Origin of the sequence: Rhodococcus sp. IEGM 1330 (assembly GCF_033142445.1) — a bacterium.
Lineage (GTDB): Bacteria > Actinomycetota > Actinomycetes > Mycobacteriales > Mycobacteriaceae > Rhodococcoides.
Genome location: NZ_JAWLSB010000004.1, coordinates 100,437 through 122,088, shown reverse-complemented (window position 1 = coordinate 122,088; position 21,652 = coordinate 100,437). Strand labels below are relative to the sequence as shown.

Here is a 21,652-nt window from a genome sequence, read left to right as displayed (position 1 = left end):
TTCCTGGTTGTGCTAGGTGTGCAGACGAGTTTCAAAACAACCAGACAGATCATATGCGCAGGTGGTCACCAGGTATTCCCGGTTGTCAGCTTGACAACCCAGTGTCAATTGGCGAGTATGACAGTTGTCAGCGCGACTACCAGGAGGCATGATGAGACGGACCCGCCCACCAAGGCTTCGCAAGGAGGTCTGGATGCAAGTGAAAGACCCTGGCCAGATCAGGCGCGAGCGAAAGCATAGGAAGTACACGCAGCGCGAGCTGGCGATGCTGGTTCGTCGCTCGCAGACCACCATCTACAAGATCGAAACCGGCCAGCTACGCAACATCACCGAGGATCTGGCCATGTCGATCGCAGCTCGTCTCGATCGCCCTTGGGAGGACCTCTTCACGGCGCACGAGGTTGTTATCAACCCCGCAGTGTCAACCGTCATGAGTGACGGACGCCAGCCCATACCGGCATGAAAAAGGCCGTCTCCTGCGGGAACAGGAAGACGGCCACGACAACAGATGGGAGAACCGATGTCAGATCTGACTGTACCAACAGGATCGCCGTTCGACGATGGCCGAACCCCGTGCCCACAGGGTGGCGAGGACAAGTGGTCCGCCCGTTGGCTCATGGGGCAGATGGGCTACCCGACCTGGCAGCACTTCGAGCCCGTCGTCGAACGCGCGAAGGTCGCCGCACACAATCAGGGATTCAACGTCAAGATCCTTTTCACGGTCAACCGTGAAAAGACTGGCGGCCGACCAAGTCTGGACTACTTGGTCACCCGATTCGCTGCCTACTTGATCGCCATGAACGGCGACCCTCGCAAGCCGGAGGTTGCGGCCGCACAGGCGTATTTCGCCATCCGCACTCGCGAAGCCGAGACTGTCCAGCCGCTCACGGGCAAGGACCTGCTCGCTGCTGCAGTGCTCGAAGCGCAGGCGACGATCGCGGCAAAGGACGAGCGGATCGCCGAGCTAGAACCCAAGGCGTCGTACGTCGACGTATTCGTCGCGGGAAGTGACCTACTCACCTTCCGCACCGTCGCATCCACGCTCGACGTCGGCGAGCAGTGGCTACGCGAGACGCTGCTCGAGCGCGGCTGGATCTACGCCGAGCGTTCGTCGCGGTGGTCCGACCGTAAAGGCAAGGTGCCGCAGACGCGGTACTCGGAGTACTCGAACAAGAAGCTGTACTTCCGGCGCGTCGAGAACCACGACGCACCTCGGTTCAACGGCGAAGTCATGCACACGCTGAAGATCACGGCCGCTGGTGCCAACGCTATCGCCAAGGCTGTTGCTCGGTGGCAGAGCGAGGTGGCCGCATGAGCACCCCAATCGATACCCCATCTCCATGGCTCACCGTCGACGAGGCCCGTGCCTACGCGCGGTGCGGCCGTCAGCAGATGTACCGCGCACTCCACACCGGCGAACTCGTTGGTACGCAGCGCAAGCGGCCGCAGGGAACGTGGCGAATTCACCGCGACGATCTCGACGCGTGGATGCGGGGGAGTAACCCGGAGCAGGCCCCGACGAAGCTCAAACGCGTCACTCCCGAGCCGCGCCGGTTGCGGAGGTCGGCATGAGTGACGAGAACACCGACGCCCTCGCATATGTCCGCGAGACGTACGACGTGCCTGCCCGATTGGGGCAGCGAATCAGTTTCGACGGGATGTTCCCCCCGCGCGAAGGAACCATTGTCGGCGGCCGAGCGGCGCACTTGAAGGTGATCTTCGACGGCGAGGCGGGAGTCTGCTATCTGCACCCGACCTGGAAAGTCGAATACCTCGCCACGGACGGTGCCTCTTGATCCGCTACCTCCGTCCTCACCTGATCCTCGCGAGCATGCTCGTCGGCGCGCTTGCCGCGTCGCAGTTCTGGCCGGTGGCGTCATGAGCGCGAGCTGGGAGATCGTCGGGTCTGTCGAGATCCTGCGCATGCGGGTTTACCCGCTCGATCACAGAAGCGACGGCTGCGGCACGAACGTGTGCGTCCAGCCTGGGAGCTACCCGGTCTACCGAAAGCACGATCGGTATTGCTACGTGATGGATGGTCGCATCAACGAGCGGTTCGAGCCCCTCGGCGACGGCCTGTTCGCGCTGCATTCTGGCGACAATCCTTCCGGACTTCCGGTCTCGTTCCCGTGCCCGCCGCTTGATCGAGATGCCTTGAATGCCCTGATCCTTGACACGGGGCGCTTCCGGTTCCACATCCCAGGGCTGACGTCATGACTTTCATCGCTCGCGGCGAGGTCTACGACGTCCCGCCCTACGCCGAGTGCGATCTCGACGCCCTGATCGTCAACGTCGCGCTGCCGAATCTCTTGGCCGATGGCGTCGTCGCCGTGGCGCACCTACTCGGCATCCCCTTCTCGCACGCAGAAGCCATGCGTGCACTCCAACTACCCGCTGCCGCCGGGCTGAGTGGCGCGGGTTCCCCGGTGCCGGTGAGCGGTGCGTCACCACTGCTCCCGGCACCCCAAAACGAAACGAGAAACTGATGACTACGAAGCGACAGATCGAGGCATTCGACCGCCGCCTCGCGAAGGTCGAGCGCGCCGACCAGTTGACCAGCGAGATGCTCGGCGTCGAAGTCCACTACGTACTGCCGGGATCGGACGTAGTGGACGGCGGGTTCAATTCCGCACTACTAGTTGGGTTCACCCATCGAATCGGTGTCGGCCTGTTCGGATTCATGACGTTCACGGACATAGTGGTGGCGGAAACTCCCGAAGCTTATGCCGCTGATCGTGATTCGGCCTGGCACGTGGTGAGCGCGATCGTTGTTTCGGTGACCCGCTGGGGCAAGGACGAGGTGCCAGCATGACCGCCGCCGTCACCATCACCGTCGACCGCCGCTACGACGCCGGCCCCGACCACCCGCCGACGATCGTCGCCACCGGAATGGTGGGCAAGTTCCTGCGCGCTACCCGGTTCAACCCGAACCTGTACCCCGACCCGATCGGGCGCGCACGCCACCTCGCGAAGGTGATCGGACGCGCGAACGGCCAAGCGGGCAAGTCGTTCTCGGAGCACTGGACCGCCATCGCCGACGAGCTTGAGAAGATCGAGAAGGAGGGTGGCCGCGTCACTCTCCGCTGCTCGAAGTGCGATCGCATTGTCGCAGTGGTGAGCGCGCCGGCACCGAGCGTTCCGATCACGTGCACGAACCATGGGGCCGAGGTGGCTCGATGAACGACTACATCCAGGTAGACCACGGTCGTATCGTCACCGGCGACGTGCTCGAGAAGCCCGAACGGCACCTCACTCTCGTCGCGTCGGACAACTGGCCGACCGAGGCCGACACCGACCCGTACGAGCGGGACCGGAAGCGACGCAACCCCGTTGGGGCGGCATCCCTCTTGTCGCTCGCGTGCCTGGCTGCGTACATCGGATTCGTGAGATGGGCGGCGATCAACTGATGCCCAGAGCAAAAAAAATCATCCTTCACACCTCGAATACCCGGCTCGCCAAGCTGATTCACGAGCAGTTCGACAGCAAGGTCGTCCGGGTCGAGGTAGAGCTCGACGTTGCGCTGATGCCGCGCAAGGCGGACCTCGTTCTGTCCACGACGCCCTCGTCGTCGACGACCGAGTGGACTGCAGTGCGCCTCGGTTGCTACGTCGCGATCGTGCCCGAGGCGATGGACTACATCGAGCAACTGCTCGATCGCAGCGACGGCCTCGTGCTCGTCGGTGCGGATCGGGGTCGGTGATCGCATGACCGCACATGGAATTCGGATCACCGATCACTGGGCGCGGCTTCTCGATCAGGGCGTCAAGACGTGCGAGCTGCGTCTCGACGATCGGGACTATCAGCCCGGTGACACCCTGACCTTCTACGACCTCAACGGCGACCGTCGCCGCTGGATGCACGTACGCACCGTCACGCACGTCCTGAAGAACTTCGACGGGCTGACGCCGGGATACGTCATCCTCAGCCTCGATGATCCCGAGAAGGTCCGCGCGAAAGCTCAGGCCGAGCACCGGCGCGAGCGCATAACGAGGCTCGAACGATCCAACGCCGCACTCCGCGGTCAGATCACGAAGCTACGCAAGCTTTTGGGGTCAACGTGACCGCCGAGACCGCTGACCCGAAGACCGTCGTGGTGTTCGACGACCGCGTCCTCTGGCACCTCGCGAGCGGAACGAAGATCCGCGAGATCGGCGCGCAAGGGCGCACATTCATCGCCGACTCACGCACACCGGGCCGTGTCTGGCACGACACCAGCCTGTGCACCATCGGCGCGATCGAGATGCCCGTGGAGGTCACCCGTGGCCAATGACGATCCGGCGACCGACTGGGACGCCGAAGACGAAACCGACAGAGCCTACGAGCTGTGGCTCGATAAGAAACTCGGAGTAGCGCAGTGAACAATTCGACATCACAGAGAAGCCAGCGGGAGCCGTACATCGGTTCCCCGATGACCCGATTTCGGCCGATGCCGAAGAGCTCAAGGGCCGACGCGGAACCAGTCCGCCGTCACCTGCTACACCTCGTCAGCGTCGGAATGACCCCGTGCATGATCTCGCGCGCGGCAGGTCTGTCGCAGATGCCCGCTCACGAGGTGCTGTCGGATACTCGTCAGACCATGCTCGAGCCAGCCGCGCGAGCGTTGCTTGCCGTGACGCCACGGCCGAATGCGCAACAAGCGCTGGTGCTTTCGTACGGCGCTCGGCGGCGACTGGAGGGCCTGGCCGTCATGGGCTGGTCGATCCGCGAGATTGCTCGGCGCGCGAACGTGCAGGACATGACGGTCAAGCGGCCTCGTTCCGCTCCACGCGTCCAGTGGCGCGTACACACCTTGATCGCGGACGTGTACGAGGAGCTGTCCCACATTCGTCGCGACAACACCCGAACGGTCCTGTGGGCCGAGGCCAACGGATTCGTGCACCCGATGCTGTGGGACGACATCGACGACTACTACGAGGTGCCCGTCGAGCCGGTCGACTCGAAGATCCCCGACGAGATCGTGATTCAGCGCCTCGCCGACGGACGCGCCGTCGACCGGGCCTCGAAGGCGGAGCGCGCCGCCGCGGTGCAGATCCTCACCGACCGGGGACTGTCCTCGGCCGCGATCGCCGAGCGGATGAGGGTTTCGCAGCGTCAGGTCGTTCGCGACCGCGGCATGGCGGTGGCGTCATGATCACTCTCACCGACATGTTCTGCGGTGCTGGCGGATCGAGCACCGGGGCGATTCAGGTGCCCGGCGTCGAGGTCAAGCTCGCGATGAATCACTGGGCACTCGCGATCGAGACGCACAACACGAACCATCCGTCGACCGACCATGCGTGCGCCGACATCTCGGCGGCCGACCCGCGGTACTACCCAGGTTCGGACATCCTGTGGGCGTCACCGGAGTGCACCAACCACAGCGTTGCTCGCGGTAAGAAGCGGGTCGACGACTCGCAGCTCGACCTCTTCGGCGAGGCGCTTCCTGACGAAGCGGCAGACCGGTCTCGGGCGACCATGTGGGACGTCCCGCGGTTCGCGGAGCGCCATCGATACAAGGCGATCATCACCGAAAACGTCGTCGATGCCGCCAAATGGGTGCAGTTCCCAGCGTGGCTGTATGCGATGGAACTGCTCGGCTACGAAAAGAAGGTCGTCTACCTCAACTCGATGCACGCCCAGGCGGCCGGCCTCCCCGCGCCGCAGTCACGCGACCGGATGTACGTGGTGTTCTGGCTGAAGGGCAACCGCGCGCCGGACCTCGACAAGTGGACGCGGCCGAAGGCGTACTGCCCGACGTGCGACGAGACGGTCAATGCGCTGCAGGGCTGGAAGAAGTCGCAGCCATGGGGTCGCTACCGATCACAGTACGTGTGGCGCTGCCCGAACGTGAAGTGTCGCAACAGCGTCGTCGAACCAGGCTGGCTGCCCGCGTCGTCGGCGATCGATTGGACGATCGAGGGCACGCGGATCGGTGATCGGACGCGGCCACTCGCGCCGAAGACGCTCGCGCGCATCCAGGCTGGTCTCGACAAGTTCTGCGGTGAAGACGCATTCGTGATGCGGCACTACACCCCGCGTGGCGGATACGCGCAGATGGCGACGTCCGTCGACGCATCGATGCCGACCCTCGTCGCTGCGACCACGCCGGGGTTCGTCGTGCCAGGATCGTTCACGCTCGAAGCCGCGGGCAACACATTCGAGCGTCGCCCCGGCGTCCGGACGTGGTCGGCCGACGATGTCCTGCGGACCCTGCACACCACGCAGTCGAAGGCCTTGCTCGTTCCCGTCGAGGGTCGTGTCGGGAAAGAGGCACAGTCCGCCTCGGACCCGATGCGCACGCAGACCACCCGCAACGAGACCGGGCTGGCGTTCCTGTCGGTGATGCGCGGCCAGTCGAAGAACCACCCCATCGACGAGCCGATCTCGACGGTCTCGGCCGGCGGAATTCATCACGCATTCGTGACCACCCTGCGCGGTACCAACGCGCCGAAGTCCGTCGTCGACCCCCTCGACACGTTCGCGGCCAACGGCACTCACCACGGTCTCGCAGAGGCGTCGTCGATCGACATCGACGACTGCCTGTTCCGAATGCTTGAGCCGCACGAGATCGCGCGCGGGATGGCATTCACCGAGGGCTACAAAATCCTCGGGAACAAGCGGGAGCAGGTGCGACAGGCGGGTAACGCGGTCACACCGCCCGCTGCGCGTGACTTGATTTCGGCAGTCGTCGAGTCGCTGGCAGGTGCGGCATGACGAAACTCGAACCAGGCTCGCCAGAGTGGGCGAAGACGATCACGGCATCGAAGATCCCCGCCATTCTCGGGATCTCACGCTGGACATCGCAGTTTGCGATGTGGCACCAGATGGCCGGCAACACCACCGAGGTGATCTCAGAGCCGAGGCAGGACAACTTCGACTACGGGCACGCCGTGGAGGTGGCCGCCGCCGAGTACTGGAAGTACCGAAACCCCGGCTGGCGGATCTCGCGCGGTGAAATTCAGTTCAGCCGAGCGGATCTGCCGTTCCCGAACGCGGCCACCATCGACCGCCGCGGTTCTCGGGGTAGCCGCCGCCGCATCGTCGAGGTGAAGACCGCACGCAGCCTTGAGGAGTGGGGCGACGACGGCACTGGCAACGTGCCCGCCGACTACACCGCGCAGGTGATCTGGCAGCAGTTCATCGCAGGGTGGCACGTCGCAGCCGACCTCGTGCTGTGGCCGCAGTACGGCATGCCTCGGATCTACACCGTCGAATACGACTCACAGATCGCGGCCGTCATCGTCGACCGGGCCCTCGCGTGGCACAAGTCGCTCGAAGCGGGGGAGCCGCCCGAACTCGACGACACCGTCGCGACGTACGAGACCGTCAAGCAACTTCACCCCGACATCGACGGCAGCTCAGTCGAACTCGACCCCGACCTCGCGCACCGATTCATCGACTGGCACCAGGAGCAGAAGCAGACGAACGCCTCTGTCACCGGCATGAAATCGAAGGTGCTCGACGCCATGGGCAGCGCCCAATACGCCATGTGCAACGGCCAGAAGATCGCCGACCGCCGACCGGGGCGAGGCGGATCCGTCTCGCTCTACGCCAATACCAAGCTCGACCTCGCAACCATCAAGGAGATTGCATCATGACCGCCGATCACACCACCGAACTCGCCACCATCGTCGACGACAGCGAATCGACGTCACTCGAACTCGCCCGATCCACCGGCTTCTCCAAACTGCACCAGCACGCTGTCGCCAAGGCCGAAGCATTCGAGTACGCCGAGTTCATCTGCTCGACGGGCATGTGCCCGGACATCTTCCGCGGGAAGCCGAAGGACGCGACCGTCGCCATCCTGCGCGGCGCGATGCTCGGCTTCGACCCGGACGCCTCGCTAGAGTCCCTGTTCATCATCCACGGCAAAGTCGGGATGTACGCGAAAGCCAAGTACGCCGTTGCCATCTCACGCGGTGCCGACATGTACGAGGTCGAAGCGACCGACGCCTCGGTGACATGGGCCGGCACGAAGCCCAGTGACGATCACGTCCAGTCGGTGACGTGGACGATGCAGCGCGCCGAGAAGGCGAAGTACCTGAGCAACGCCAAGTACGAGACCAATCCGCAGCAGATGCTCCGTGCCAAATGCCAGTCCGAGCTCGCGGATCTATTGATCCCCGGTGCACTTCTCGGCCTCGTCGACGAAGTCGATCGAGAATCGAACCCGCCGATCAAGGCGACGGCCGAACGCATCCAGTCCGGGACCGCAGGCCTGCGCGATCACCTCGGAGTGAAGACCGACGACGTCCCGGACGTGAGTGACCACGCCACCGTCGAGATGATCACCGCCGCCCAGCTCAAGAAGCTGCACGCCGAGTTCAACGAGAAGGGCCTGTCGAACCGCGAGGAAGGCCTGGCCTACCTTGCCGACGTCGTAGGGCACGAGGTGAAGTCGTCGAAGGATCTCACCAAGGATGAGGCGTCGCATGTGTTCGACGAGCTCGCCAAGGTGAACGAGCCAGCGAACGGCGGTGAGCCAGCATGAGCGCCGTCGACGATCAACTCCTCCTGTCCGAGAACCGCGCCACCCGCGCGGCCGAAGCACTGTACGACGACCGGATGGGCACGCACGCGATGGTCGAAGCCGCACTCGCGCAGCGGGATGCCATCCACGCCCTGACGCTCGCAATCGTCGAGTCGTCGAAGCCGCGCCACGTCGAGGTCCACGTCGACAGCGAGGTGAGGCAGTGAACGTCACCCTGTACTCGCAGAAGAACTGCATGCCGTGCACCGGCACCAAGCGCGCCCTCAAGCGGAACTCCATCGAGTTCACCGAGGTCGACGTCGCGTCTGCACCGGATGCCGCCGATCCGATCCTCGAACTCGGCTACCGCTCCACGCCTGTCGTCATCGTCGAGTTCGACGAGGGCGGCCAGGATCACTGGGACGGCTACCGACCCGACAAGATCGAGGCTTTGGCGTACCTCGTAGCCGAGGGGAGGGGCGCATGAGCGCGCTCGTGTTCCTCGACACCGAGACCACCGGCCTGCATCCGGACCGTCGCCCGTGGGAGATCGCGATGATCCGACTCGAGAGCCATTCCGGTGACGCAAAAGCCAAGGGCTGCACGATTCTCGTTTCGGATGTCGATCTGTCGCAGGCGGACCCGATGGCACTGTCCATCGGCAAGATCTACGACCGGCATCCGAACTTCACGCAATTCGACGGTGCGCCAATGCCGCCGCAGCCCAACGGAACCTGGCGGTTCTCGGAGGAATCGGCCGCCCGGAAGGTGGAGCGCTGGACACGAGGCGCAACCATCGTCGGTGCGAATCCGTCGTTCGACACCATCACGCTCGACGCGATGCTGCGCCGACACGGTCTCGTCCCGTCGTGGCATCACCGACTGGTCGATGTCGAGTCCTTGACTGCCGGACATCTCGGATCCATCGGCGATGACGGTCGACTGCTGGGCGCAACTCGATGCGCCGATGCGCTCGGTCTCGACTACGACGCCGGTCAGACCCACACCGCTGAGGGCGATGCACTTCTCGCGCTGCGGATCTATCGCAAGGTGGTGCCGTCATGATCGACATCTTCGTCGCCCGCGGAACCGGAAACGCACGCGGACCACTGAGCGACATGTGCGGGCTCGTGACGCGCAAGCTCAACCCTCAGAAGTTCCGACTCGGCGAGGTCGACTACCCAGCGACCATTGGCCGGATCGGCGCGTCGGACGGCAAGGGATTCCCGCTCGACGTCTGCGTCGACATCGGTGTCCGTGACCTCGCGTGGCGGGTGCGCAAGTCGCCGAACCGTGTTGGTCTGATCTCGTACAGCCTCGGCGGCATCGTGGTCTCACGATTCCTCGAGGGTGTCGAGCGCGGCGACTTCCGCAACGAGAACGGCACCAAGCTCGACGTCGCGTTCGTCGTCAACATCGCCAACCCCTCACGCGCACCGGGTGACTCGATCGTGCCCGCGCCAGGGTTCGGCCTGCACTCGTCGCACGGGAAATGGCCGGCGAGCACCGTCGTCTACGAGCTGGCCAACCCGCGCGACATGATCTGCTCGACCGATCGGTTCAGCCCGGCTCGGCGGATCGCAGCAGGACTGTCCCCGTATGCAGCGTTGCAGCTCAACGAGTCCGATCCGTTCAAGAGTATCGATGCGCTGCAGTCGACGGACTGGCTCGCCCGTCTCCGCGGCGGTTCGTACACCGCAGCGGCCGCCGGTCTGCTCGGCTACCTCGTGCCCTACGGCAACCCCGGTCGCACACAGCACACGTGCTACGGCGTCGAGAACGTGCCCGGCACCAACGTCACGTGGACGGATTGGGCTGCGGCTGAGATCAATCGGGGGTGGGGCCGATGACCGCGGTGACCGTCACGGTGCCGGTGGTCGGACACAAGCCGGAAGGTATGGAAGACGCCGAAGCGTATGCCAGGGCTGCCACCAATCTGCGCGGCAACTATCAGGTCGGCGGCTCGAACATGCGAGCCGCGGTAGCCCTCCTGCTCGACCGCGTTTGCATCGCTCTCGACAGCAACCCCGGCGCGTCAGACTCGGACGTGAACGAGGGCTCGGTGGTGCGCGAGTTCATCAGGCAACGCCACGAGTACGTCGTAGCCGCGCGTAACAGCAACGGATCGGATGCTGACTATTTCCGGTGGCAGGGCCACATGGAAGCTCGTCGGCAACTCGCCCAACAGCTCGGTCTCCCATACGAGTTCGAGGTACGACCATGACCACGAACGACAGCCTCTCTTGGATCCGCGACACGTACAACGTCCCCGCCGAGATCGAGCAGCGCGTCCGATTCACCGGCTACTCAGTCCCGGTCGAAGGGCGCATCATCGGTGCGCAATCGGGCCACCTGCACGTCTTGTTCGACACCGAACCGGGCGTCGTCGCAATGCATCCGACATGGAAGGTCGAATACCTCGGTACGGCGGAGGTGTCCCGATGACCCCCGCGGAGCTCGCGGCGATCGAAGACCGAGCAAGCAAGGTCGACTACCTCGAGCCGTGTCCGAACGGGTGCGGGTGCAAGTACCTGGACGACGCCGACCGTTACGACTGTGCATGCTCCGGACCGTGCTGCACTGACGAGTGGGACGTTGATACCGACATGCTGCGGCGTCCTGAACTCGGAGAACGTATGCACGACATCGAAACCCTGTTGGCTGCGGTGCGGGAACGGGACAACACCATCGCACGAGTACGGGCACTGCACTACATGATCCGCGTCGGCAACAACCAGCCAGTTCGGTTCAAAGCGTGTGGGCATTGCGGTCGGTCATGGCCGTGCGCCACGATCGCCGCCCTCGAAGAACAGGAGGCGCAATGAGTGAGCACATTGTTGACACTGCCGAAGCGCTGATTCGCAAGGCTATGCCAGGTGAATGGTCAGTCGCATACAAGGACGGTGTTCGATACGTCATCGGCTACGAGACGCGCATTGTCGGGGAGATTTTCCAAGCGGACGATGCGGAGTTCATTGCATGGTGCCGAACTGGGGTGCCCGCTCTTATCGCACAGATCCGGTCTCTCGAATCCCGCGCTGCCCTCGACCCACAGGAGACCCCATGAGCACCGAAGTTGGGCTGAAGTGCAAGCACTGCGGTGTCGAGATTGCACCGCACGCCAACGGGCAAGGATGGTTCCACCCCGGCAACTTCCGCGGGAAGAACACGTGCGAGATCGAGCCGTACGGGTACAGCGCTGCTCCCCATGGTGAACCGTGCTCGTTTCCTTGTCGTGGTGTCGAGCCTGGGCTGTCGGGGGTGGTGGTGTGACCACCGAACGCGAGATGCTCGATCTCGTCCATCAACGCTATGCCCAGGCATTCAATGGCACCAGCCCCCGCTACGTAGTTGCCGAGCATGTGCAGTTCAACCCGACGTGGGCCACGCGCTGCCTCGACGCGGTCGTCGCAGACATGTGGCCTTCCGAAGGATTCGCCATGCACGGCATCGAAATCAAATGCAGCCGAGGCGATCTCAAGCGCGAGCTGGATCATCCCGAGAAGGCCGCGACGTTCTCGGAGCATCTCGACTACTTCTGGCTGGCGATCTCCGAGCTGAAGGTTACGAACAACCTGACGGTCCCTGATCAATGGGGAATCCTCATTATCCGATCGGGGAAGCTGTGCGTGAAGCGGCAAGCGCGCCGATTGCGGCCGAAATTGACTGGCTATCAGGAGCGTGATCCGTTGCCGCGGAACGTTCAGGTGGCAATGCTGCGTGCCACCCGCAAGACGTACGAGGCACGGTCAATGGCTGCTTCGGGGGTGATGTTGTGAGTACACCGAACCCCGATTTGGCAGTTGGCGGCAAGGTCACCTTTATCGGTGAACCACGCCGCCCGTACATAGTCCGGGCAACCTCCGAGAACTTCGCAGTCCTGACACGTCAGGCAGATTTCAAGCCTAAAGGCGTCCACTTCTACTGCATCATCGACTGGCGCAAATCAGTCCGGGGCCCATGCAACCTCATCGGCAATGGCTGGGACACGACCACGGATGAATCATGCGAGGAACTGTGCGCTGAACTCGAAACGGGCAGCGTCGAAGTCAGTCGCCGCAACCAAATCGCACTCGACATACAGGCGGTCCGATCGTGAGCACACCGAACCCCACGCACATCGACACCGAGCGTGGTCACCTTCGGGAAGAGCTACGTGCACGAGTGATCGACGGGCTACATGAGATGGGATGGACGCAGAGGGATCTCGCGGGCCGACTGAAGATCACAGAGAAGCATCTCTCGCGGGTGTTGGTAGGCCGTGCTGATGCCTCGATCGAGATGTGGGATCGAATCCTTCAGGCGGTGAACCGATGAACCTCACAAACATCATCGCGGCCGTCATCCGCAGCGGCATGTACGAGCAGCTCCCCGACGTGATCGCTGCGCATGTGGTGTCGAAGCTGACGGACGCCGGCTACAGCATCGTGCCCACGTCAGAGGCGAACGAACCGAAGCGCATTCGTGACGGCATCCACCAATTGGTCGAGGAATCATGCTTCGGCCTGTACGGCGACTACGGCCCGGTGGTCATCGAAGGTAGCGCAGTCGCAGAACTGCTCGACGCTGCTGCCGCTGAGGGGACACCAATGACTGAAAACAGGATGCGTTCGAACCACGACGTATACAGGGTCACCCCTGAGGGTGGCTACTCGGACACCCCATGCTTCTGCCCCGCAAGCCAGAACCACCCTGTAGGGCGCGAAGGGGGTGTTGATCGTGGCTGAACTACGAGACGGACACCCACCCGTGCCGGGACCGGACTATTGGAACTGGCGATGCCTTCGATGCAGCCTGCCTGTGGCCGACCGCCGGAGTTGGTGGCAGCGACGCAAGATCAGGGCCGCCGAGGGGGAGAAGCCGTGAGCGCTATCGATCTCGATGCAGCCCAATTCCTCGCCGACGCCGCGACGCCCGGTCCGTGGACTGCCACACCGCCAATCAAGGCCGACGACCCGTTCGGCAACTACTGGGGCGTCGGCACTGCGGTCGACGGCATGCTCGAACGATTCACCGCCGACGTCGCGCCACATCTCAACGCCGAGAACGACGCTCGGTTTGCGGCCCGAGCACGCGAGTTGGTGCCGGCTCTGATCGCACGAGTTCGCGAGCTGGAGTCCGGCCTCGACCCCGAGAAGGTCGAGGATCAACTGGTTCTGGAGTCGTTCGAGGCCAAGGACGGGAGCATCGACGTCAAGATCGTCACGAACGGTGAGGACGCCGAGCGGGTGATGCTGGCGATCTCGGACTCGATGGGCGAGATGCTCGACACCTACGAGGCCACGAACTACGTCGAGTTCACCGTCAGTAAGCGGGGCCGCCCGACGTTCGTCACCACCATTCGACGGTTCGGGAAACCAACGCCGCACGAGCTGCGACAGCAGGCCGAGGCGGAGCGGGACGAGTGGCGCGCGAGGGCGGAAGCGGCCGAGGCTGCGATGGAGGTGGCGCAGTGATCCTCTATGTCATTTCCGGTCTCGCGATCGCGGTGGCGAGCTATGGCGTCTATCGAGCACTGCAGGAGCCAGACGCGGATCGCGCTCGGGGCTACCCAACTGGGTCCTTCGAGCGCCGAATACTCGAAGGAAGGCAGTAATGGGACTGCCGTGGATACGGCTCGACACAACAATGGCCGATCACCCGAAGATCCTCGCACTCGTCGGGCAGAAGGCATTTCAAGCGATCACGTTGCACACCTTCGCGATGACCTATTCGGGCAAACATGGGACAGACGGCTTCATCCCGCGTGAAGCGCTGCCAATGCTGCACGGCCGCCTTTCGGATGCAAAGAAGCTCGTCAGCGTCGGACTGTGGACGGAAGAGACCGGCGGTTGGTCTATCCACGGGTGGGACGAATACCAGGTTTCGGACGACGAGGCGAAGAAACGCAAAGAAAAAGCAAAGGCTGCGGCCGAAGAACGGTGGAGAAAGGAGCGTGTTCGCCGTGGGTTACAAGCGGACAACACACACGGTATACGCCGTGAATTGGCCTGAACTGGATGTAATCAAAGTCGGTTATTCCTGCAATCAGAGGTGGAGAAACTTTCTGGCACGGGGCGCTCGCCTCGTTCAGATAGTCGAGTTTGCAACGGCCGCCGAGGCTCGTCGATTCGAGTCCGCAACCGACAGTGCGCTCGCCTCGATTTCGTCACGCGCATTTGCATCGTCGCAGCAGGCGGCACCATTCCCAGGGGTCGCAGGTGGTGGCTGGTCGGAGTGCTACTCGATTCCGAATGGAACGACAGCCGAGGGCATTTTACGGCAGTGCAACGAAGAATTGGACCGTGCGTCTCAGTCCACCGAGCAATGCTCGCGAGCATTGCTACCTAGCAGTGCTCGATGCAATGCAACATGCATGTGCACGTACGTAACGGACGGTACTAACGAAGAAATCCAAGACGGAAATCTCTTTGTCGAACCTAAGGGACGCGCACGCGGGTCTCGAGCAGATTCTTCGTCCGTGGTGGTAGCGAAATGACGCAATCCACAACCGTCCTGGTGATCGTCGACCCGACGCACCCCGGTCGTCCGCCGCTCACGATGAACCAATGGCGCAACGCGCACCATCACGTGCAGACCGCGGCGAAGCATCGCAACTACACGCTCGTACGTGCCGCCCTCGGGCCCTCAGCGCCTCGCTACGGCCGCGTGAAGGTCTCGATCACGCAGTGGGCACCAACCAACCGCAAACGGGACGCTGACGGGCTCTCGGCCTTCCGCAAGGACGTTCTCGACGCGCTCGTGCACTACGGCGTGATCGTCGACGACAACTCGAAGTACGTCGTCGACGGCGGGAATCTGCCCAAGGTCGACAAGAGCAACCCGCGGATCGAGATCCGTATCGACGAATTGGAGGCACGAGCATGAGCGAGAACCCGATCGAGAACCTCTTCGACGGCATCGAGTTCGCCAAGGCGGCGGTTCAGCGCGGACCGGCGCATGCAGATCGCAGGATGGACACCGCCCAAGCTGACGCGAATCGAACGCTTGGGCCGCAAGATTCGCCGGGTGCGGTACGAGACCCGCGACCGTCTGCAGCACGCGTGGGGCGCGCTCAAGGGCGAGAGGTGTGAGTGGTGAGCGACGAGATCGAGGCGCTCAAGGCGATGCAGACATGGTCGAACCCGATGCTCCCGCCGGTGTTCCCGGCACGGGAGCCCGAAATGCAGTTCCCTCCACAGCTTGGCCCGACCGTCGTCGACCTGCTCAACGACGCAATTGCCAGGAAGTGGCGCGAGGCGGGGATGAAGGTTCCGCCGAACCCCTTCCCGAGCGTCCCTCAACCATCCACCACGCCGCCGATGTGGGCACAGGATCCGACGCGATCGCGCCGGCCGAGGCGGAACCGAAACCAACCGACGAGGCAGGTGATCGCATGAAGACCTGGAGTGAAATGACCTACGACGAGCAGCGAAATGCGTTGGGGCTCTGGCAGCCGACGCCCGGGTTCCATTTCCAGCGGTTCGCGCGTTCGGTCGGCGCTGCATTCGGCCGACTAGCGGTCTCGTATCGAGAGCTGATGGGCGCACACACCGTTGACGTGAAGACGGCGTACGACCGAGCGTCGGACTACGCGCTCGCCGGATCGAAGGAGGCGAAATGAGCGACGTAGTGCAGGTGGTAGTTCCGGGCCCGCCGATGGTCGATGGCGAGCGTAAGCCGTATTCGGTTGCCGAGCACATCGAGAACGTGATCATCGCGTTCAACGAGGCGCGCGAGCGCGTCTGCGACCGCATCCTCGCCGAGGCCGAGGATCGATTGGCCGAGCGTCGGGATGCGCTCGAGGGGACGCCCGAGATCGAAGAGCACGACGAGCGGATGTCGGCACTGAGGGAGGACCGATGAGTAACGAACATATCTGCGCCGCAACGTCGGTCGACCCGCGCGTAGGCCGTCATCACGAAGCCGTTCGCTGTGAACTGCCCGAAGGCCACGCGGGCGGCCATCGCAGTTCGATTCCGCAGGAGCCTTATCCGCCGATGCTGCTGGGATGGACGACGGCAGTCCCGATCGGCAAATTGGCCGCGAAATGGCGCGAAGAAAGCGAAGGGCTCGCTGATGCGGGATACCAATGCGCCCTGATCAATTGCGCCGACGAGCTCGCATTGGCGCTGAGTGAAGCGCGTCAGCGCCTCGGCATCTCGATTGACTCGGAGGTATCGCTATGACCTGTGCAGCAGTGGTGATCGACCCACGCGAGGGGCATCGAGGCGAGAGTGCGCGTTGCGAGTTGCCGTTCGACCATCTCGGGCATCATCGCGCAGCCGATCTCACCACGGGGCAGATCTGGCTCGGGGACGCGGGCGGGGTGCATTGGCCCGGCCCGTGCTCGGAACCCGTGGCTTCCCGCCGACCACGACCATGGTGGAGGTTCTGGTGACCGACCACCACCTGCTCATCCCGAGGTTCGTCCTCACTGCGATGAGTGACACGCTGCGCAAGATCCCCGCTCTGGCAATCGATGTCGAGATCACCGCAACGCGGCAGGATCGACTCGGCACTCGTCAGGGCGGGGGAGGGTCACCGCGCGAGAAGGTCTACCCGCTGCCGTTCGACGAGGCCGGGTCGGAGGCGAAGTGGATCCTGCACAACGTGCTCACGACGTGGGTCAGACACGTCTGCGAGTACCGACAGAGCGAGTTCATCCCGGTGGGTTACACGCACTGGCGTCGGTACATCGGACCCATGCGCGAGCACGAGCGCGTCGTTCCGCCGGGCTACAACGCCGACACGCCCGCATGTCTGGCGAAGTGGCTCGATGCGCACCTGATCTCGCTCGCGATGACCGAGGGGTGCGAGGAAGCGCCGCACGAGATCAAGGACGCGTACGAGCAGGCGTTCGCGTGCACCGATCGTCCGCCTCGTGAGAGGTTCGCCGCCGTGACCGACAGCAAGATCGAGCGGGCGAAACGTCAGCGACTCAACCAGGCGGGAATCGTCGCTCTTGCAGTGGAATTGGGAGGCGATTGGAAAGGGCTGAACAAGAAGCGGTTCGAGACCCTGCTCGCCGCATCCATGATCCAGCCGGTGCCAGGGCCGTGGCGGCAGGATTGGCCGGCGCTGTACGTCGTGGGCGAGGTATTCGATGCGCACGAGAAGTACCCATCGAGAAAGCGAAATCGGGAGAAGATGAGCGCATGAACGTCACCGAGTTTCTCGAAGCGCGCTTCGACGAGGACGAGCAGTACGTGCAAGAGCTGCTCGAGCACGAAGGGCGGGAGGCTGCCGAGGGGCGGATCACGATTCGCAGGTGGCTTCCGGCGGTGCCTGGTATGAAGCACGCCGATCCGTGGCCGTTTCCGCAGGCACCGAAACGACTGCTCGAGGAGATCCGCGCGAAGCGCGCCGTTATCGCCGCACTTCAAGATCTACCCGCGTTCGATCCCGGGAATGACTCGACCGACGGACCGAGGCTGGCAGAGAAGGTTCTCTGCGCATTGGCTCAGCCGTACGCCGGTCACGACGACTTCGACCCGGACTGGACGAGGACGGTGCTGTATGGGTAATTGCGCGCCGAACGCTTAAGTGCCCACCCGTTTGCTACGCTAACGCGCAGCGAGAGTGGTGACCATTCCCCATCGCTGCTCAATCTCCTCGATCCAGCGTCAAGCCTCCTGCCATCTGGAATCTCCAGGAGAAGCAACCCATGATGCCCACGCGCTAGGTTACGACTGCGCTGGGTCGAGGTAGCCCGTCCATCTGCGCACACAGCTTGCGAGATGGCGATTCACAACTGAATAGGGTCGATGGTCCGTGCGTTGCTTCGGGCGGTTTGGTCACCGCTGCTGTGCGTCGCGGAACTAAGCGCGAGCGTGACTGCTACGCCATTGACCACATGAAGTTCTCCTGTAGTCCAGCGGCCTAAGACGCTGTGATCCGCACGGTTCGAGTCCGGCCATAACGGCAAGCGGCCCCGGCACGGTAACGGTGGTTCGAATCCACCCAGGAGAGCAACTGCAGGTGCACCAGTATGGCAAGGGGTGCATTCAACGACAGGACGGCCCCAGTGTCCTGCGCCTGCCCCGATCATTCACGAGGAGGCGATCGTGCTCGATTGGCTGATCTACAACCTCACCCGAATCATCGTGCGTCTCACAGTGATGCGCCGATAGATGGCAGGGCTGACCACCACTGAGCGCGGTTATGGCTGGTCGCACGAGAAGGTCAGGGCTCAGCTCATGGCCGACCACGTGGACGGTTCACCGTGCTGGTGGTGTGGCCTTCCCGTGTTCCGCGAGAAGACGGCGAACTGGGATGGCGAGTCGCTACACGCTGACCACTCGGAAGAGCGAGCGCGTGATGGTGGTGACGCTGACCGCCTGCTCCATGGCATCTGCAACAAGCAGCGTGGTGGTGGCTCACGTGATGACCAGAGGCCCGCTGTCACTGGCGTGGCCATGGATGAGCGCATGCCCGACGTCGTGGTCTCGCCCGAGGATGAGTCGCTCGACATCGGTACGACGTGGTTCGACTGGCCAGAGATGGCGTGAGAGGAACTCCAATGGAGTGGATGGACTGGCAGATCACCACCGCTGCACAAGCAGAGAGCGAGAAGCTCTTTGTCGCATCAGTGGGCAGGCAGCAGGGTAAGACCGAGATAGGTGTCGAGATAGCCAGGCGTGCAGCCAATCGTGGTGATCGTGTGCTGTATCTGTCGGCACAACTACTCTGTGCCCGTACTGCCCTGCGAAAGCTCTACTCAGCACAGGTCGATGATCGGCCAGAGTCGATCAAGCGCTACGTCCAGTCACCTCCATGGATGAGCGTCGAGTTGAATCACGGCGGTTTCGTCAGGTTCGCCTCGTACCAATCACGCATCGACCTGCTGGGTTACGACCGCATCGTCGCCGACGACTTCGCCGTCCCCGTCGAGTGGGTGCTATCGCGTGTCCATCGAGAGACGTCGGTGTTGCTCCTGCCTCTCGGCCGTCACATGCCTGTCGGTCTCGATGGCCTGTGGTTCGGCATCGAGCATGACGCAGACCCGACAGACGAGACCTTGTGGGCAGATGCCATTCCAGGTCTGGGCACGACCATGACGCTCGATGGGGTGCGGCGGATGCAACAAGCGATGAGCGCAGACTTGTTCGCTGATGAGGTGCTCAACCGACGAGCGCCTTCCCTGGCTCCAGTGTGACGGAGATACCCCTAGCGGGTATGCGCGCATAACGCCTGGTCAGGGCCACCCCCTCGGATATTACAGAGGGGGGAGGGGTACTCCCGACTGCCGGAGTCGGGATGCTTTTTTACAGGCGGGTCTCAAACCCTCGAGCGAGATAGGGGGTGAGCGTCGCCGTGATGGACGAAGTCGACGCACTCGACTACCCCGGTCGCGCTCTCTACGACGCTCTGCACCGCGCCACCGATTCGTACGACATCACCTCGCTGACGATCGAGGCGGCTCGGGTCAAGGATCGGCTCGACAAGCTCGACCTTGTCCTGCGCGGCGACATCGACACCTGGGCCGTGCTCGTCCATGATCTGCGCACCCAGGACTACGAGCTGCGCATCAACAACGCGGCGGCCGAAGCGCGCCAACAGGCCTCGGTGCTGCGGCAACTGATCTCCGAGATCCGCAAGCAGCAGAACGGGAGCGCAGAGCCGCCGAAGGGCGACGAGGACGGGCTCGATGATCTGTGAGGAGTTCCCCACCCTCGAAGGGCGGCAGGAACCGCACGACGAATCGGTATTCCCCGGAGATCTGACCCACGCCGACAAGGCAATCGAGCTCGCTCGCCGAGCCGGTGCCATCTCGATGCCGTGGCAGAAGCGCTCACAGCACGCGATCCTCTCGATGACCCCCGCCGGCCGGTGGACGCACCCCGACTGCTGCCTGATCATCCCGCGCCAGAACGGCAAGTCGGAGATCCTGATTCTCCGCTGCCTGTACGGGCTGTTCAAGCTCGGCGAGACGATCCTCTACACCGCGCAGCGCTGGAAGACCGCGCGAGACGCCTGGAAACGGCTGATGTCGATCATCAAGTCGCGGTCCTGGCTCAGTAAGCGCGTCACGCGGTCGACCTGCTCGCAGGGCGAGGGTGTCATCGAGATCAACGGTGGCGCAGGCGAGCCCGATGGGGCATCGATCTCGTTCGGTACGCGGTCGAACGACACCGGGCGAGGGTTGACCAAGGTCGATCTGATCATCTACGACGAGGCCTACAACCTCACCGACGGTGAGATCTCGGCGATGTCGTTCACTCAGATGGCCGCAGGCAACCCGCAGACCATCTACGCCTCCAGCGCGGTGAACAAGGACGAGCACCCGAACGGCGCAGTGCTGGCCGCTGTGCGAGTTCGAGGCCTGGCTCGTGAACCGGAGCTGTATTTCGCCGAGTACATGGCACCCGAGGGAATGCCGCACGACTCCGAGGAGACGTGGAAGTACGCCAACCCGTCGTACGGCGTGGTCCAGACGGCCGACAAGATCCGCAAGATCATGCGCGGGCTGTCGACACCGGCCGGGCGCAAGGGATTCGGCGTCGAAGCGCTCGGCCGCGGCGATTGGCCGGTGGCCGACACGGTGCCGAAATGGTCGGTGATCGATCAGGACCAATGGAACGACCTGAAGGTGTTCGAGCGGCCCGAATTCGTCGGCCCGAAAGCGATCGGCGTCGATCGCACGATGGATCGCGCACTGTGGTGCATTGCTGCCGCACAGCGCACCACCGCGGGCCGAATCCACGTCGAGGTCGGCTACTTCCGGCCGTCGACGCAGGCGGGAATGGTCGAGAATCTGACCTCGCTCGTTGGGATCTGGGATCCGTGCGCAACCGGCACCGACGGTAAGTCGCCGTCAACCGTCCTCGAACCGCTACTCGCGGCACCGGGCACCGATATCGAACTGTCCAAGTCGAACACCGGTCAGATCGCGGTTGCCTGCACAGGAATGCTCGACGACATCGAGTCAGGGATGCTCTCGATCGCCGATCAACCCGCTCTGGACGCATCCGCAGAGGGTGCGGTCAAACGCGAACTGCCGGGCGGCGATTGGGTCTGGTCGAAGCGCGGTGAGGCGCAGATCGCGCCGCTGAATGCCATCACGCACGCCCGGTGGGCGCTTCTGACGTACGAGTCCCGATGGTCCGGCCCGCCTGTCATGCCCGCATACGAGCGTCGAGAGCTCGTCAGTTCCACGACGTCGTGGAGTTCCTACGACACAGACGACTTCGACGCCCTGGCGGCCGGATTCTGAGAGGCGGT

Annotated in this window: 42 protein-coding genes; all 42 read left to right on the top strand. The window is 63.5% G+C overall.

The features are described from left to right. Positions 1 to 193: 193 nt before the first annotated feature. Positions 194 to 463, top strand: coding sequence for a helix-turn-helix transcriptional regulator (locus R4P57_RS11360; RefSeq protein WP_317802957.1), 270 nt, complete (start codon positions 194 to 196; stop codon positions 461 to 463). A gap of 57 nt (positions 464 to 520) precedes the next feature. Continuing rightward, positions 521 to 1,315 carry a phage antirepressor KilAC domain-containing protein gene (locus tag R4P57_RS11355; RefSeq protein ID WP_317802956.1) on the top strand — a complete coding sequence of 265 codons (795 nt, stop codon included), beginning with the start codon at positions 521 to 523 and terminating at the stop codon, positions 1,313 to 1,315. Further along, positions 1,312 to 1,572: a helix-turn-helix domain-containing protein gene (locus R4P57_RS11350; protein ID WP_317802955.1), complete on the top strand. Its 261-nt coding sequence runs from the start codon at positions 1,312 to 1,314 to the stop codon at positions 1,570 to 1,572. The genes R4P57_RS11355 and R4P57_RS11350 overlap by 4 nt, the downstream gene beginning before the upstream one ends. Then, complete coding sequence (locus R4P57_RS11345) at positions 1,569 to 1,796, top strand: hypothetical protein (RefSeq protein ID WP_317802954.1); 228 nt, start codon at positions 1,569 to 1,571, stop codon at positions 1,794 to 1,796. The genes R4P57_RS11350 and R4P57_RS11345 overlap by 4 nt, the downstream gene beginning before the upstream one ends. An 82-nt stretch (positions 1,797 to 1,878) precedes the next feature. Beyond that, positions 1,879 to 2,217, top strand: a complete 339-nt coding sequence (locus R4P57_RS11340; RefSeq protein WP_317802952.1) for a hypothetical protein — start codon at positions 1,879 to 1,881, stop codon at positions 2,215 to 2,217. Further along, positions 2,214 to 2,486 (top strand): hypothetical protein, encoded by a 273-nt coding sequence (locus tag R4P57_RS11335; RefSeq protein ID WP_317802951.1) that lies wholly within the window; start codon positions 2,214 to 2,216, stop codon positions 2,484 to 2,486. The genes R4P57_RS11340 and R4P57_RS11335 overlap by 4 nt, the downstream gene beginning before the upstream one ends. Further along, on the top strand, positions 2,486 to 2,812 hold the full coding sequence (locus R4P57_RS11330; RefSeq protein ID WP_317802950.1) for a hypothetical protein: 327 nt from the start codon (positions 2,486 to 2,488) through the stop codon (positions 2,810 to 2,812). The genes R4P57_RS11335 and R4P57_RS11330 overlap by 1 nt, the downstream gene beginning before the upstream one ends. Next, positions 2,809 to 3,180 (top strand): hypothetical protein, encoded by a 372-nt coding sequence (locus R4P57_RS11325; RefSeq protein ID WP_317802949.1) that lies wholly within the window; start codon positions 2,809 to 2,811, stop codon positions 3,178 to 3,180. Before R4P57_RS11330 ends, R4P57_RS11325 begins: the two co-directional genes overlap by 4 nt. Next, complete coding sequence (locus tag R4P57_RS11320) at positions 3,177 to 3,407, top strand: hypothetical protein (RefSeq protein ID WP_317802948.1); 231 nt, start codon at positions 3,177 to 3,179, stop codon at positions 3,405 to 3,407. Before R4P57_RS11325 ends, R4P57_RS11320 begins: the two co-directional genes overlap by 4 nt. Next, the gene (locus R4P57_RS11315) at positions 3,407 to 3,700 is read left to right on the top strand and encodes a hypothetical protein (RefSeq protein WP_317802947.1); all 294 of its coding nucleotides are present in this window, start codon (positions 3,407 to 3,409) and stop codon (positions 3,698 to 3,700) included. Before R4P57_RS11320 ends, R4P57_RS11315 begins: the two co-directional genes overlap by 1 nt. Before the next feature lie 4 nt (positions 3,701 to 3,704). Then, entirely contained in the window at positions 3,705 to 4,061 is a 357-nt protein-coding gene (locus R4P57_RS11310) for a DUF3850 domain-containing protein (protein WP_317802946.1), read from the top strand. After that, positions 4,058 to 4,270, top strand: a complete 213-nt coding sequence (locus tag R4P57_RS11305; protein WP_317802945.1) for a hypothetical protein — start codon at positions 4,058 to 4,060, stop codon at positions 4,268 to 4,270. The genes R4P57_RS11310 and R4P57_RS11305 overlap by 4 nt, the downstream gene beginning before the upstream one ends. A gap of 237 nt (positions 4,271 to 4,507) precedes the next feature. After that, complete coding sequence (locus tag R4P57_RS11300; protein WP_317802944.1) at positions 4,508 to 5,131, top strand: hypothetical protein; 624 nt, start codon at positions 4,508 to 4,510, stop codon at positions 5,129 to 5,131. Then, positions 5,128 to 6,693 carry a DNA cytosine methyltransferase gene (locus tag R4P57_RS11295; RefSeq protein ID WP_317802943.1) on the top strand — a complete coding sequence of 522 codons (1,566 nt, stop codon included), beginning with the start codon at positions 5,128 to 5,130 and terminating at the stop codon, positions 6,691 to 6,693. The genes R4P57_RS11300 and R4P57_RS11295 overlap by 4 nt, the downstream gene beginning before the upstream one ends. Continuing rightward, the gene (locus R4P57_RS11290) at positions 6,690 to 7,577 is read left to right on the top strand and encodes a YqaJ viral recombinase family protein (protein WP_317802942.1); all 888 of its coding nucleotides are present in this window, start codon (positions 6,690 to 6,692) and stop codon (positions 7,575 to 7,577) included. The genes R4P57_RS11295 and R4P57_RS11290 overlap by 4 nt, the downstream gene beginning before the upstream one ends. Further along, positions 7,574 to 8,470, top strand: a complete 897-nt coding sequence (locus R4P57_RS11285; RefSeq protein WP_317802941.1) for a hypothetical protein — start codon at positions 7,574 to 7,576, stop codon at positions 8,468 to 8,470. Before R4P57_RS11290 ends, R4P57_RS11285 begins: the two co-directional genes overlap by 4 nt. Further along, positions 8,467 to 8,676 carry a hypothetical protein gene (locus tag R4P57_RS11280; RefSeq protein ID WP_317802940.1) on the top strand — a complete coding sequence of 70 codons (210 nt, stop codon included), beginning with the start codon at positions 8,467 to 8,469 and terminating at the stop codon, positions 8,674 to 8,676. The genes R4P57_RS11285 and R4P57_RS11280 overlap by 4 nt, the downstream gene beginning before the upstream one ends. Next, complete coding sequence (locus tag R4P57_RS11275; RefSeq protein WP_317802939.1) at positions 8,673 to 8,936, top strand: glutaredoxin domain-containing protein; 264 nt, start codon at positions 8,673 to 8,675, stop codon at positions 8,934 to 8,936. Before R4P57_RS11280 ends, R4P57_RS11275 begins: the two co-directional genes overlap by 4 nt. Next, positions 8,933 to 9,514, top strand: coding sequence for a hypothetical protein (locus R4P57_RS11270; protein ID WP_317802938.1), 582 nt, complete (start codon positions 8,933 to 8,935; stop codon positions 9,512 to 9,514). The genes R4P57_RS11275 and R4P57_RS11270 overlap by 4 nt, the downstream gene beginning before the upstream one ends. Further along, the gene (locus R4P57_RS11265) at positions 9,511 to 10,299 is read left to right on the top strand and encodes a hypothetical protein (RefSeq protein WP_317802937.1); all 789 of its coding nucleotides are present in this window, start codon (positions 9,511 to 9,513) and stop codon (positions 10,297 to 10,299) included. Before R4P57_RS11270 ends, R4P57_RS11265 begins: the two co-directional genes overlap by 4 nt. Further along, the gene (locus R4P57_RS11260; RefSeq protein WP_317802936.1) at positions 10,296 to 10,673 is read left to right on the top strand and encodes a hypothetical protein; all 378 of its coding nucleotides are present in this window, start codon (positions 10,296 to 10,298) and stop codon (positions 10,671 to 10,673) included. The genes R4P57_RS11265 and R4P57_RS11260 overlap by 4 nt, the downstream gene beginning before the upstream one ends. Next, positions 10,670 to 10,894: a hypothetical protein gene (locus tag R4P57_RS11255; RefSeq protein ID WP_317802935.1), complete on the top strand. Its 225-nt coding sequence runs from the start codon at positions 10,670 to 10,672 to the stop codon at positions 10,892 to 10,894. Before R4P57_RS11260 ends, R4P57_RS11255 begins: the two co-directional genes overlap by 4 nt. Then, positions 10,891 to 11,274: a hypothetical protein gene (locus R4P57_RS11250; protein WP_317802934.1), complete on the top strand. Its 384-nt coding sequence runs from the start codon at positions 10,891 to 10,893 to the stop codon at positions 11,272 to 11,274. Before R4P57_RS11255 ends, R4P57_RS11250 begins: the two co-directional genes overlap by 4 nt. After that, a complete protein-coding gene (locus R4P57_RS11245) occupies positions 11,271 to 11,516 on the top strand; it encodes a hypothetical protein (protein ID WP_317802933.1) in 246 nt (81 codons plus the stop codon). Before R4P57_RS11250 ends, R4P57_RS11245 begins: the two co-directional genes overlap by 4 nt. Positions 11,517 to 11,718: 202 nt before the next feature. Then, entirely contained in the window at positions 11,719 to 12,228 is a 510-nt protein-coding gene (locus R4P57_RS11240; protein WP_317802932.1) for a hypothetical protein, read from the top strand. Then, complete coding sequence (locus R4P57_RS11235; protein WP_317802931.1) at positions 12,225 to 12,548, top strand: hypothetical protein; 324 nt, start codon at positions 12,225 to 12,227, stop codon at positions 12,546 to 12,548. Before R4P57_RS11240 ends, R4P57_RS11235 begins: the two co-directional genes overlap by 4 nt. After that, positions 12,545 to 12,766: a helix-turn-helix domain-containing protein gene (locus R4P57_RS11230; protein ID WP_317802930.1), complete on the top strand. Its 222-nt coding sequence runs from the start codon at positions 12,545 to 12,547 to the stop codon at positions 12,764 to 12,766. The genes R4P57_RS11235 and R4P57_RS11230 overlap by 4 nt, the downstream gene beginning before the upstream one ends. After that, on the top strand, positions 12,763 to 13,176 hold the full coding sequence (locus R4P57_RS11225) for a hypothetical protein (RefSeq protein ID WP_317802929.1): 414 nt from the start codon (positions 12,763 to 12,765) through the stop codon (positions 13,174 to 13,176). Before R4P57_RS11230 ends, R4P57_RS11225 begins: the two co-directional genes overlap by 4 nt. A 135-nt stretch (positions 13,177 to 13,311) precedes the next feature. Further along, on the top strand, positions 13,312 to 13,905 hold the full coding sequence (locus R4P57_RS11220; protein ID WP_317802928.1) for a hypothetical protein: 594 nt from the start codon (positions 13,312 to 13,314) through the stop codon (positions 13,903 to 13,905). A 139-nt stretch (positions 13,906 to 14,044) separates the two neighbouring features. Beyond that, a complete protein-coding gene (locus R4P57_RS11215) occupies positions 14,045 to 14,443 on the top strand; it encodes a hypothetical protein (protein ID WP_317802927.1) in 399 nt (132 codons plus the stop codon). Positions 14,444 to 14,923: 480 nt separating this feature from the next. Beyond that, on the top strand, positions 14,924 to 15,316 hold the full coding sequence (locus tag R4P57_RS11210; protein WP_317802926.1) for a hypothetical protein: 393 nt from the start codon (positions 14,924 to 14,926) through the stop codon (positions 15,314 to 15,316). Positions 15,317 to 15,388: 72 nt separating this feature from the next. Then, a complete protein-coding gene (locus tag R4P57_RS11205; protein ID WP_317802925.1) occupies positions 15,389 to 15,529 on the top strand; it encodes a hypothetical protein in 141 nt (46 codons plus the stop codon). After that, a complete protein-coding gene (locus tag R4P57_RS11200; protein WP_317802924.1) occupies positions 15,526 to 15,828 on the top strand; it encodes a hypothetical protein in 303 nt (100 codons plus the stop codon). Before R4P57_RS11205 ends, R4P57_RS11200 begins: the two co-directional genes overlap by 4 nt. Next, positions 15,825 to 16,052, top strand: a complete 228-nt coding sequence (locus R4P57_RS11195) for a hypothetical protein (RefSeq protein ID WP_317802923.1) — start codon at positions 15,825 to 15,827, stop codon at positions 16,050 to 16,052. Before R4P57_RS11200 ends, R4P57_RS11195 begins: the two co-directional genes overlap by 4 nt. Then, a complete protein-coding gene (locus R4P57_RS11190) occupies positions 16,049 to 16,294 on the top strand; it encodes a hypothetical protein (RefSeq protein WP_317802922.1) in 246 nt (81 codons plus the stop codon). Before R4P57_RS11195 ends, R4P57_RS11190 begins: the two co-directional genes overlap by 4 nt. Next, positions 16,291 to 16,617, top strand: a complete 327-nt coding sequence (locus R4P57_RS11185; RefSeq protein ID WP_317802921.1) for a hypothetical protein — start codon at positions 16,291 to 16,293, stop codon at positions 16,615 to 16,617. The genes R4P57_RS11190 and R4P57_RS11185 overlap by 4 nt, the downstream gene beginning before the upstream one ends. A 157-nt stretch (positions 16,618 to 16,774) precedes the next feature. Continuing rightward, positions 16,775 to 17,590 (top strand): hypothetical protein, encoded by an 816-nt coding sequence (locus R4P57_RS11180; protein ID WP_317802920.1) that lies wholly within the window; start codon positions 16,775 to 16,777, stop codon positions 17,588 to 17,590. Beyond that, positions 17,587 to 17,955 carry a DUF6221 family protein gene (locus R4P57_RS11175; protein WP_317802919.1) on the top strand — a complete coding sequence of 123 codons (369 nt, stop codon included), beginning with the start codon at positions 17,587 to 17,589 and terminating at the stop codon, positions 17,953 to 17,955. The genes R4P57_RS11180 and R4P57_RS11175 overlap by 4 nt, the downstream gene beginning before the upstream one ends. A gap of 606 nt (positions 17,956 to 18,561) precedes the next feature. Beyond that, positions 18,562 to 18,939, top strand: a complete 378-nt coding sequence (locus R4P57_RS11170) for a hypothetical protein (protein WP_317802918.1) — start codon at positions 18,562 to 18,564, stop codon at positions 18,937 to 18,939. 11 nt (positions 18,940 to 18,950) lie between these two features. Then, complete coding sequence (locus R4P57_RS11165) at positions 18,951 to 19,586, top strand: hypothetical protein (protein WP_317802917.1); 636 nt, start codon at positions 18,951 to 18,953, stop codon at positions 19,584 to 19,586. Positions 19,587 to 19,732: 146 nt separating this feature from the next. Next, entirely contained in the window at positions 19,733 to 20,089 is a 357-nt protein-coding gene (locus tag R4P57_RS11160; protein ID WP_317802916.1) for a hypothetical protein, read from the top strand. Further along, positions 20,079 to 21,644: a hypothetical protein gene (locus R4P57_RS11155; RefSeq protein ID WP_317802915.1), complete on the top strand. Its 1,566-nt coding sequence runs from the start codon at positions 20,079 to 20,081 to the stop codon at positions 21,642 to 21,644. The genes R4P57_RS11160 and R4P57_RS11155 overlap by 11 nt, the downstream gene beginning before the upstream one ends. Positions 21,645 to 21,652 lie beyond the last annotated feature (8 nt).

Coding starts and splice junctions, on each gene's coding strand:
- R4P57_RS11360 (WP_317802957.1), top strand. CDS start 194: ATGCAAGTGAAAGACCCTGGCCAGATCAGGCGCGAGCGAAAGCATAGG.
- R4P57_RS11355 (WP_317802956.1), top strand. CDS start 521: ATGTCAGATCTGACTGTACCAACAGGATCGCCGTTCGACGATGGCCGA.
- R4P57_RS11350 (WP_317802955.1), top strand. CDS start 1,312: ATGAGCACCCCAATCGATACCCCATCTCCATGGCTCACCGTCGACGAG.
- R4P57_RS11345 (WP_317802954.1), top strand. CDS start 1,569: ATGAGTGACGAGAACACCGACGCCCTCGCATATGTCCGCGAGACGTAC.
- R4P57_RS11340 (WP_317802952.1), top strand. CDS start 1,879: ATGAGCGCGAGCTGGGAGATCGTCGGGTCTGTCGAGATCCTGCGCATG.
- R4P57_RS11335 (WP_317802951.1), top strand. CDS start 2,214: ATGACTTTCATCGCTCGCGGCGAGGTCTACGACGTCCCGCCCTACGCC.
- R4P57_RS11330 (WP_317802950.1), top strand. CDS start 2,486: ATGACTACGAAGCGACAGATCGAGGCATTCGACCGCCGCCTCGCGAAG.
- R4P57_RS11325 (WP_317802949.1), top strand. CDS start 2,809: ATGACCGCCGCCGTCACCATCACCGTCGACCGCCGCTACGACGCCGGC.
- R4P57_RS11320 (WP_317802948.1), top strand. CDS start 3,177: ATGAACGACTACATCCAGGTAGACCACGGTCGTATCGTCACCGGCGAC.
- R4P57_RS11315 (WP_317802947.1), top strand. CDS start 3,407: ATGCCCAGAGCAAAAAAAATCATCCTTCACACCTCGAATACCCGGCTC.
- R4P57_RS11310 (WP_317802946.1), top strand. CDS start 3,705: ATGACCGCACATGGAATTCGGATCACCGATCACTGGGCGCGGCTTCTC.
- R4P57_RS11300 (WP_317802944.1), top strand. CDS start 4,508: ATGATCTCGCGCGCGGCAGGTCTGTCGCAGATGCCCGCTCACGAGGTG.
- R4P57_RS11295 (WP_317802943.1), top strand. CDS start 5,128: ATGATCACTCTCACCGACATGTTCTGCGGTGCTGGCGGATCGAGCACC.
- R4P57_RS11290 (WP_317802942.1), top strand. CDS start 6,690: ATGACGAAACTCGAACCAGGCTCGCCAGAGTGGGCGAAGACGATCACG.
- R4P57_RS11285 (WP_317802941.1), top strand. CDS start 7,574: ATGACCGCCGATCACACCACCGAACTCGCCACCATCGTCGACGACAGC.
- R4P57_RS11280 (WP_317802940.1), top strand. CDS start 8,467: ATGAGCGCCGTCGACGATCAACTCCTCCTGTCCGAGAACCGCGCCACC.
- R4P57_RS11270 (WP_317802938.1), top strand. CDS start 8,933: ATGAGCGCGCTCGTGTTCCTCGACACCGAGACCACCGGCCTGCATCCG.
- R4P57_RS11265 (WP_317802937.1), top strand. CDS start 9,511: ATGATCGACATCTTCGTCGCCCGCGGAACCGGAAACGCACGCGGACCA.
- R4P57_RS11260 (WP_317802936.1), top strand. CDS start 10,296: ATGACCGCGGTGACCGTCACGGTGCCGGTGGTCGGACACAAGCCGGAA.
- R4P57_RS11255 (WP_317802935.1), top strand. CDS start 10,670: ATGACCACGAACGACAGCCTCTCTTGGATCCGCGACACGTACAACGTC.
- R4P57_RS11250 (WP_317802934.1), top strand. CDS start 10,891: ATGACCCCCGCGGAGCTCGCGGCGATCGAAGACCGAGCAAGCAAGGTC.
- R4P57_RS11245 (WP_317802933.1), top strand. CDS start 11,271: ATGAGTGAGCACATTGTTGACACTGCCGAAGCGCTGATTCGCAAGGCT.
- R4P57_RS11225 (WP_317802929.1), top strand. CDS start 12,763: ATGAACCTCACAAACATCATCGCGGCCGTCATCCGCAGCGGCATGTAC.
- R4P57_RS11215 (WP_317802927.1), top strand. CDS start 14,045: ATGGGACTGCCGTGGATACGGCTCGACACAACAATGGCCGATCACCCG.
- R4P57_RS11210 (WP_317802926.1), top strand. CDS start 14,924: ATGACGCAATCCACAACCGTCCTGGTGATCGTCGACCCGACGCACCCC.
- R4P57_RS11205 (WP_317802925.1), top strand. CDS start 15,389: ATGCAGATCGCAGGATGGACACCGCCCAAGCTGACGCGAATCGAACGC.
- R4P57_RS11195 (WP_317802923.1), top strand. CDS start 15,825: ATGAAGACCTGGAGTGAAATGACCTACGACGAGCAGCGAAATGCGTTG.
- R4P57_RS11190 (WP_317802922.1), top strand. CDS start 16,049: ATGAGCGACGTAGTGCAGGTGGTAGTTCCGGGCCCGCCGATGGTCGAT.
- R4P57_RS11185 (WP_317802921.1), top strand. CDS start 16,291: ATGAGTAACGAACATATCTGCGCCGCAACGTCGGTCGACCCGCGCGTA.
- R4P57_RS11175 (WP_317802919.1), top strand. CDS start 17,587: ATGAACGTCACCGAGTTTCTCGAAGCGCGCTTCGACGAGGACGAGCAG.
- R4P57_RS11170 (WP_317802918.1), top strand. CDS start 18,562: ATGGCAGGGCTGACCACCACTGAGCGCGGTTATGGCTGGTCGCACGAG.
- R4P57_RS11165 (WP_317802917.1), top strand. CDS start 18,951: ATGGAGTGGATGGACTGGCAGATCACCACCGCTGCACAAGCAGAGAGC.
- R4P57_RS11155 (WP_317802915.1), top strand. CDS start 20,079: ATGATCTGTGAGGAGTTCCCCACCCTCGAAGGGCGGCAGGAACCGCAC.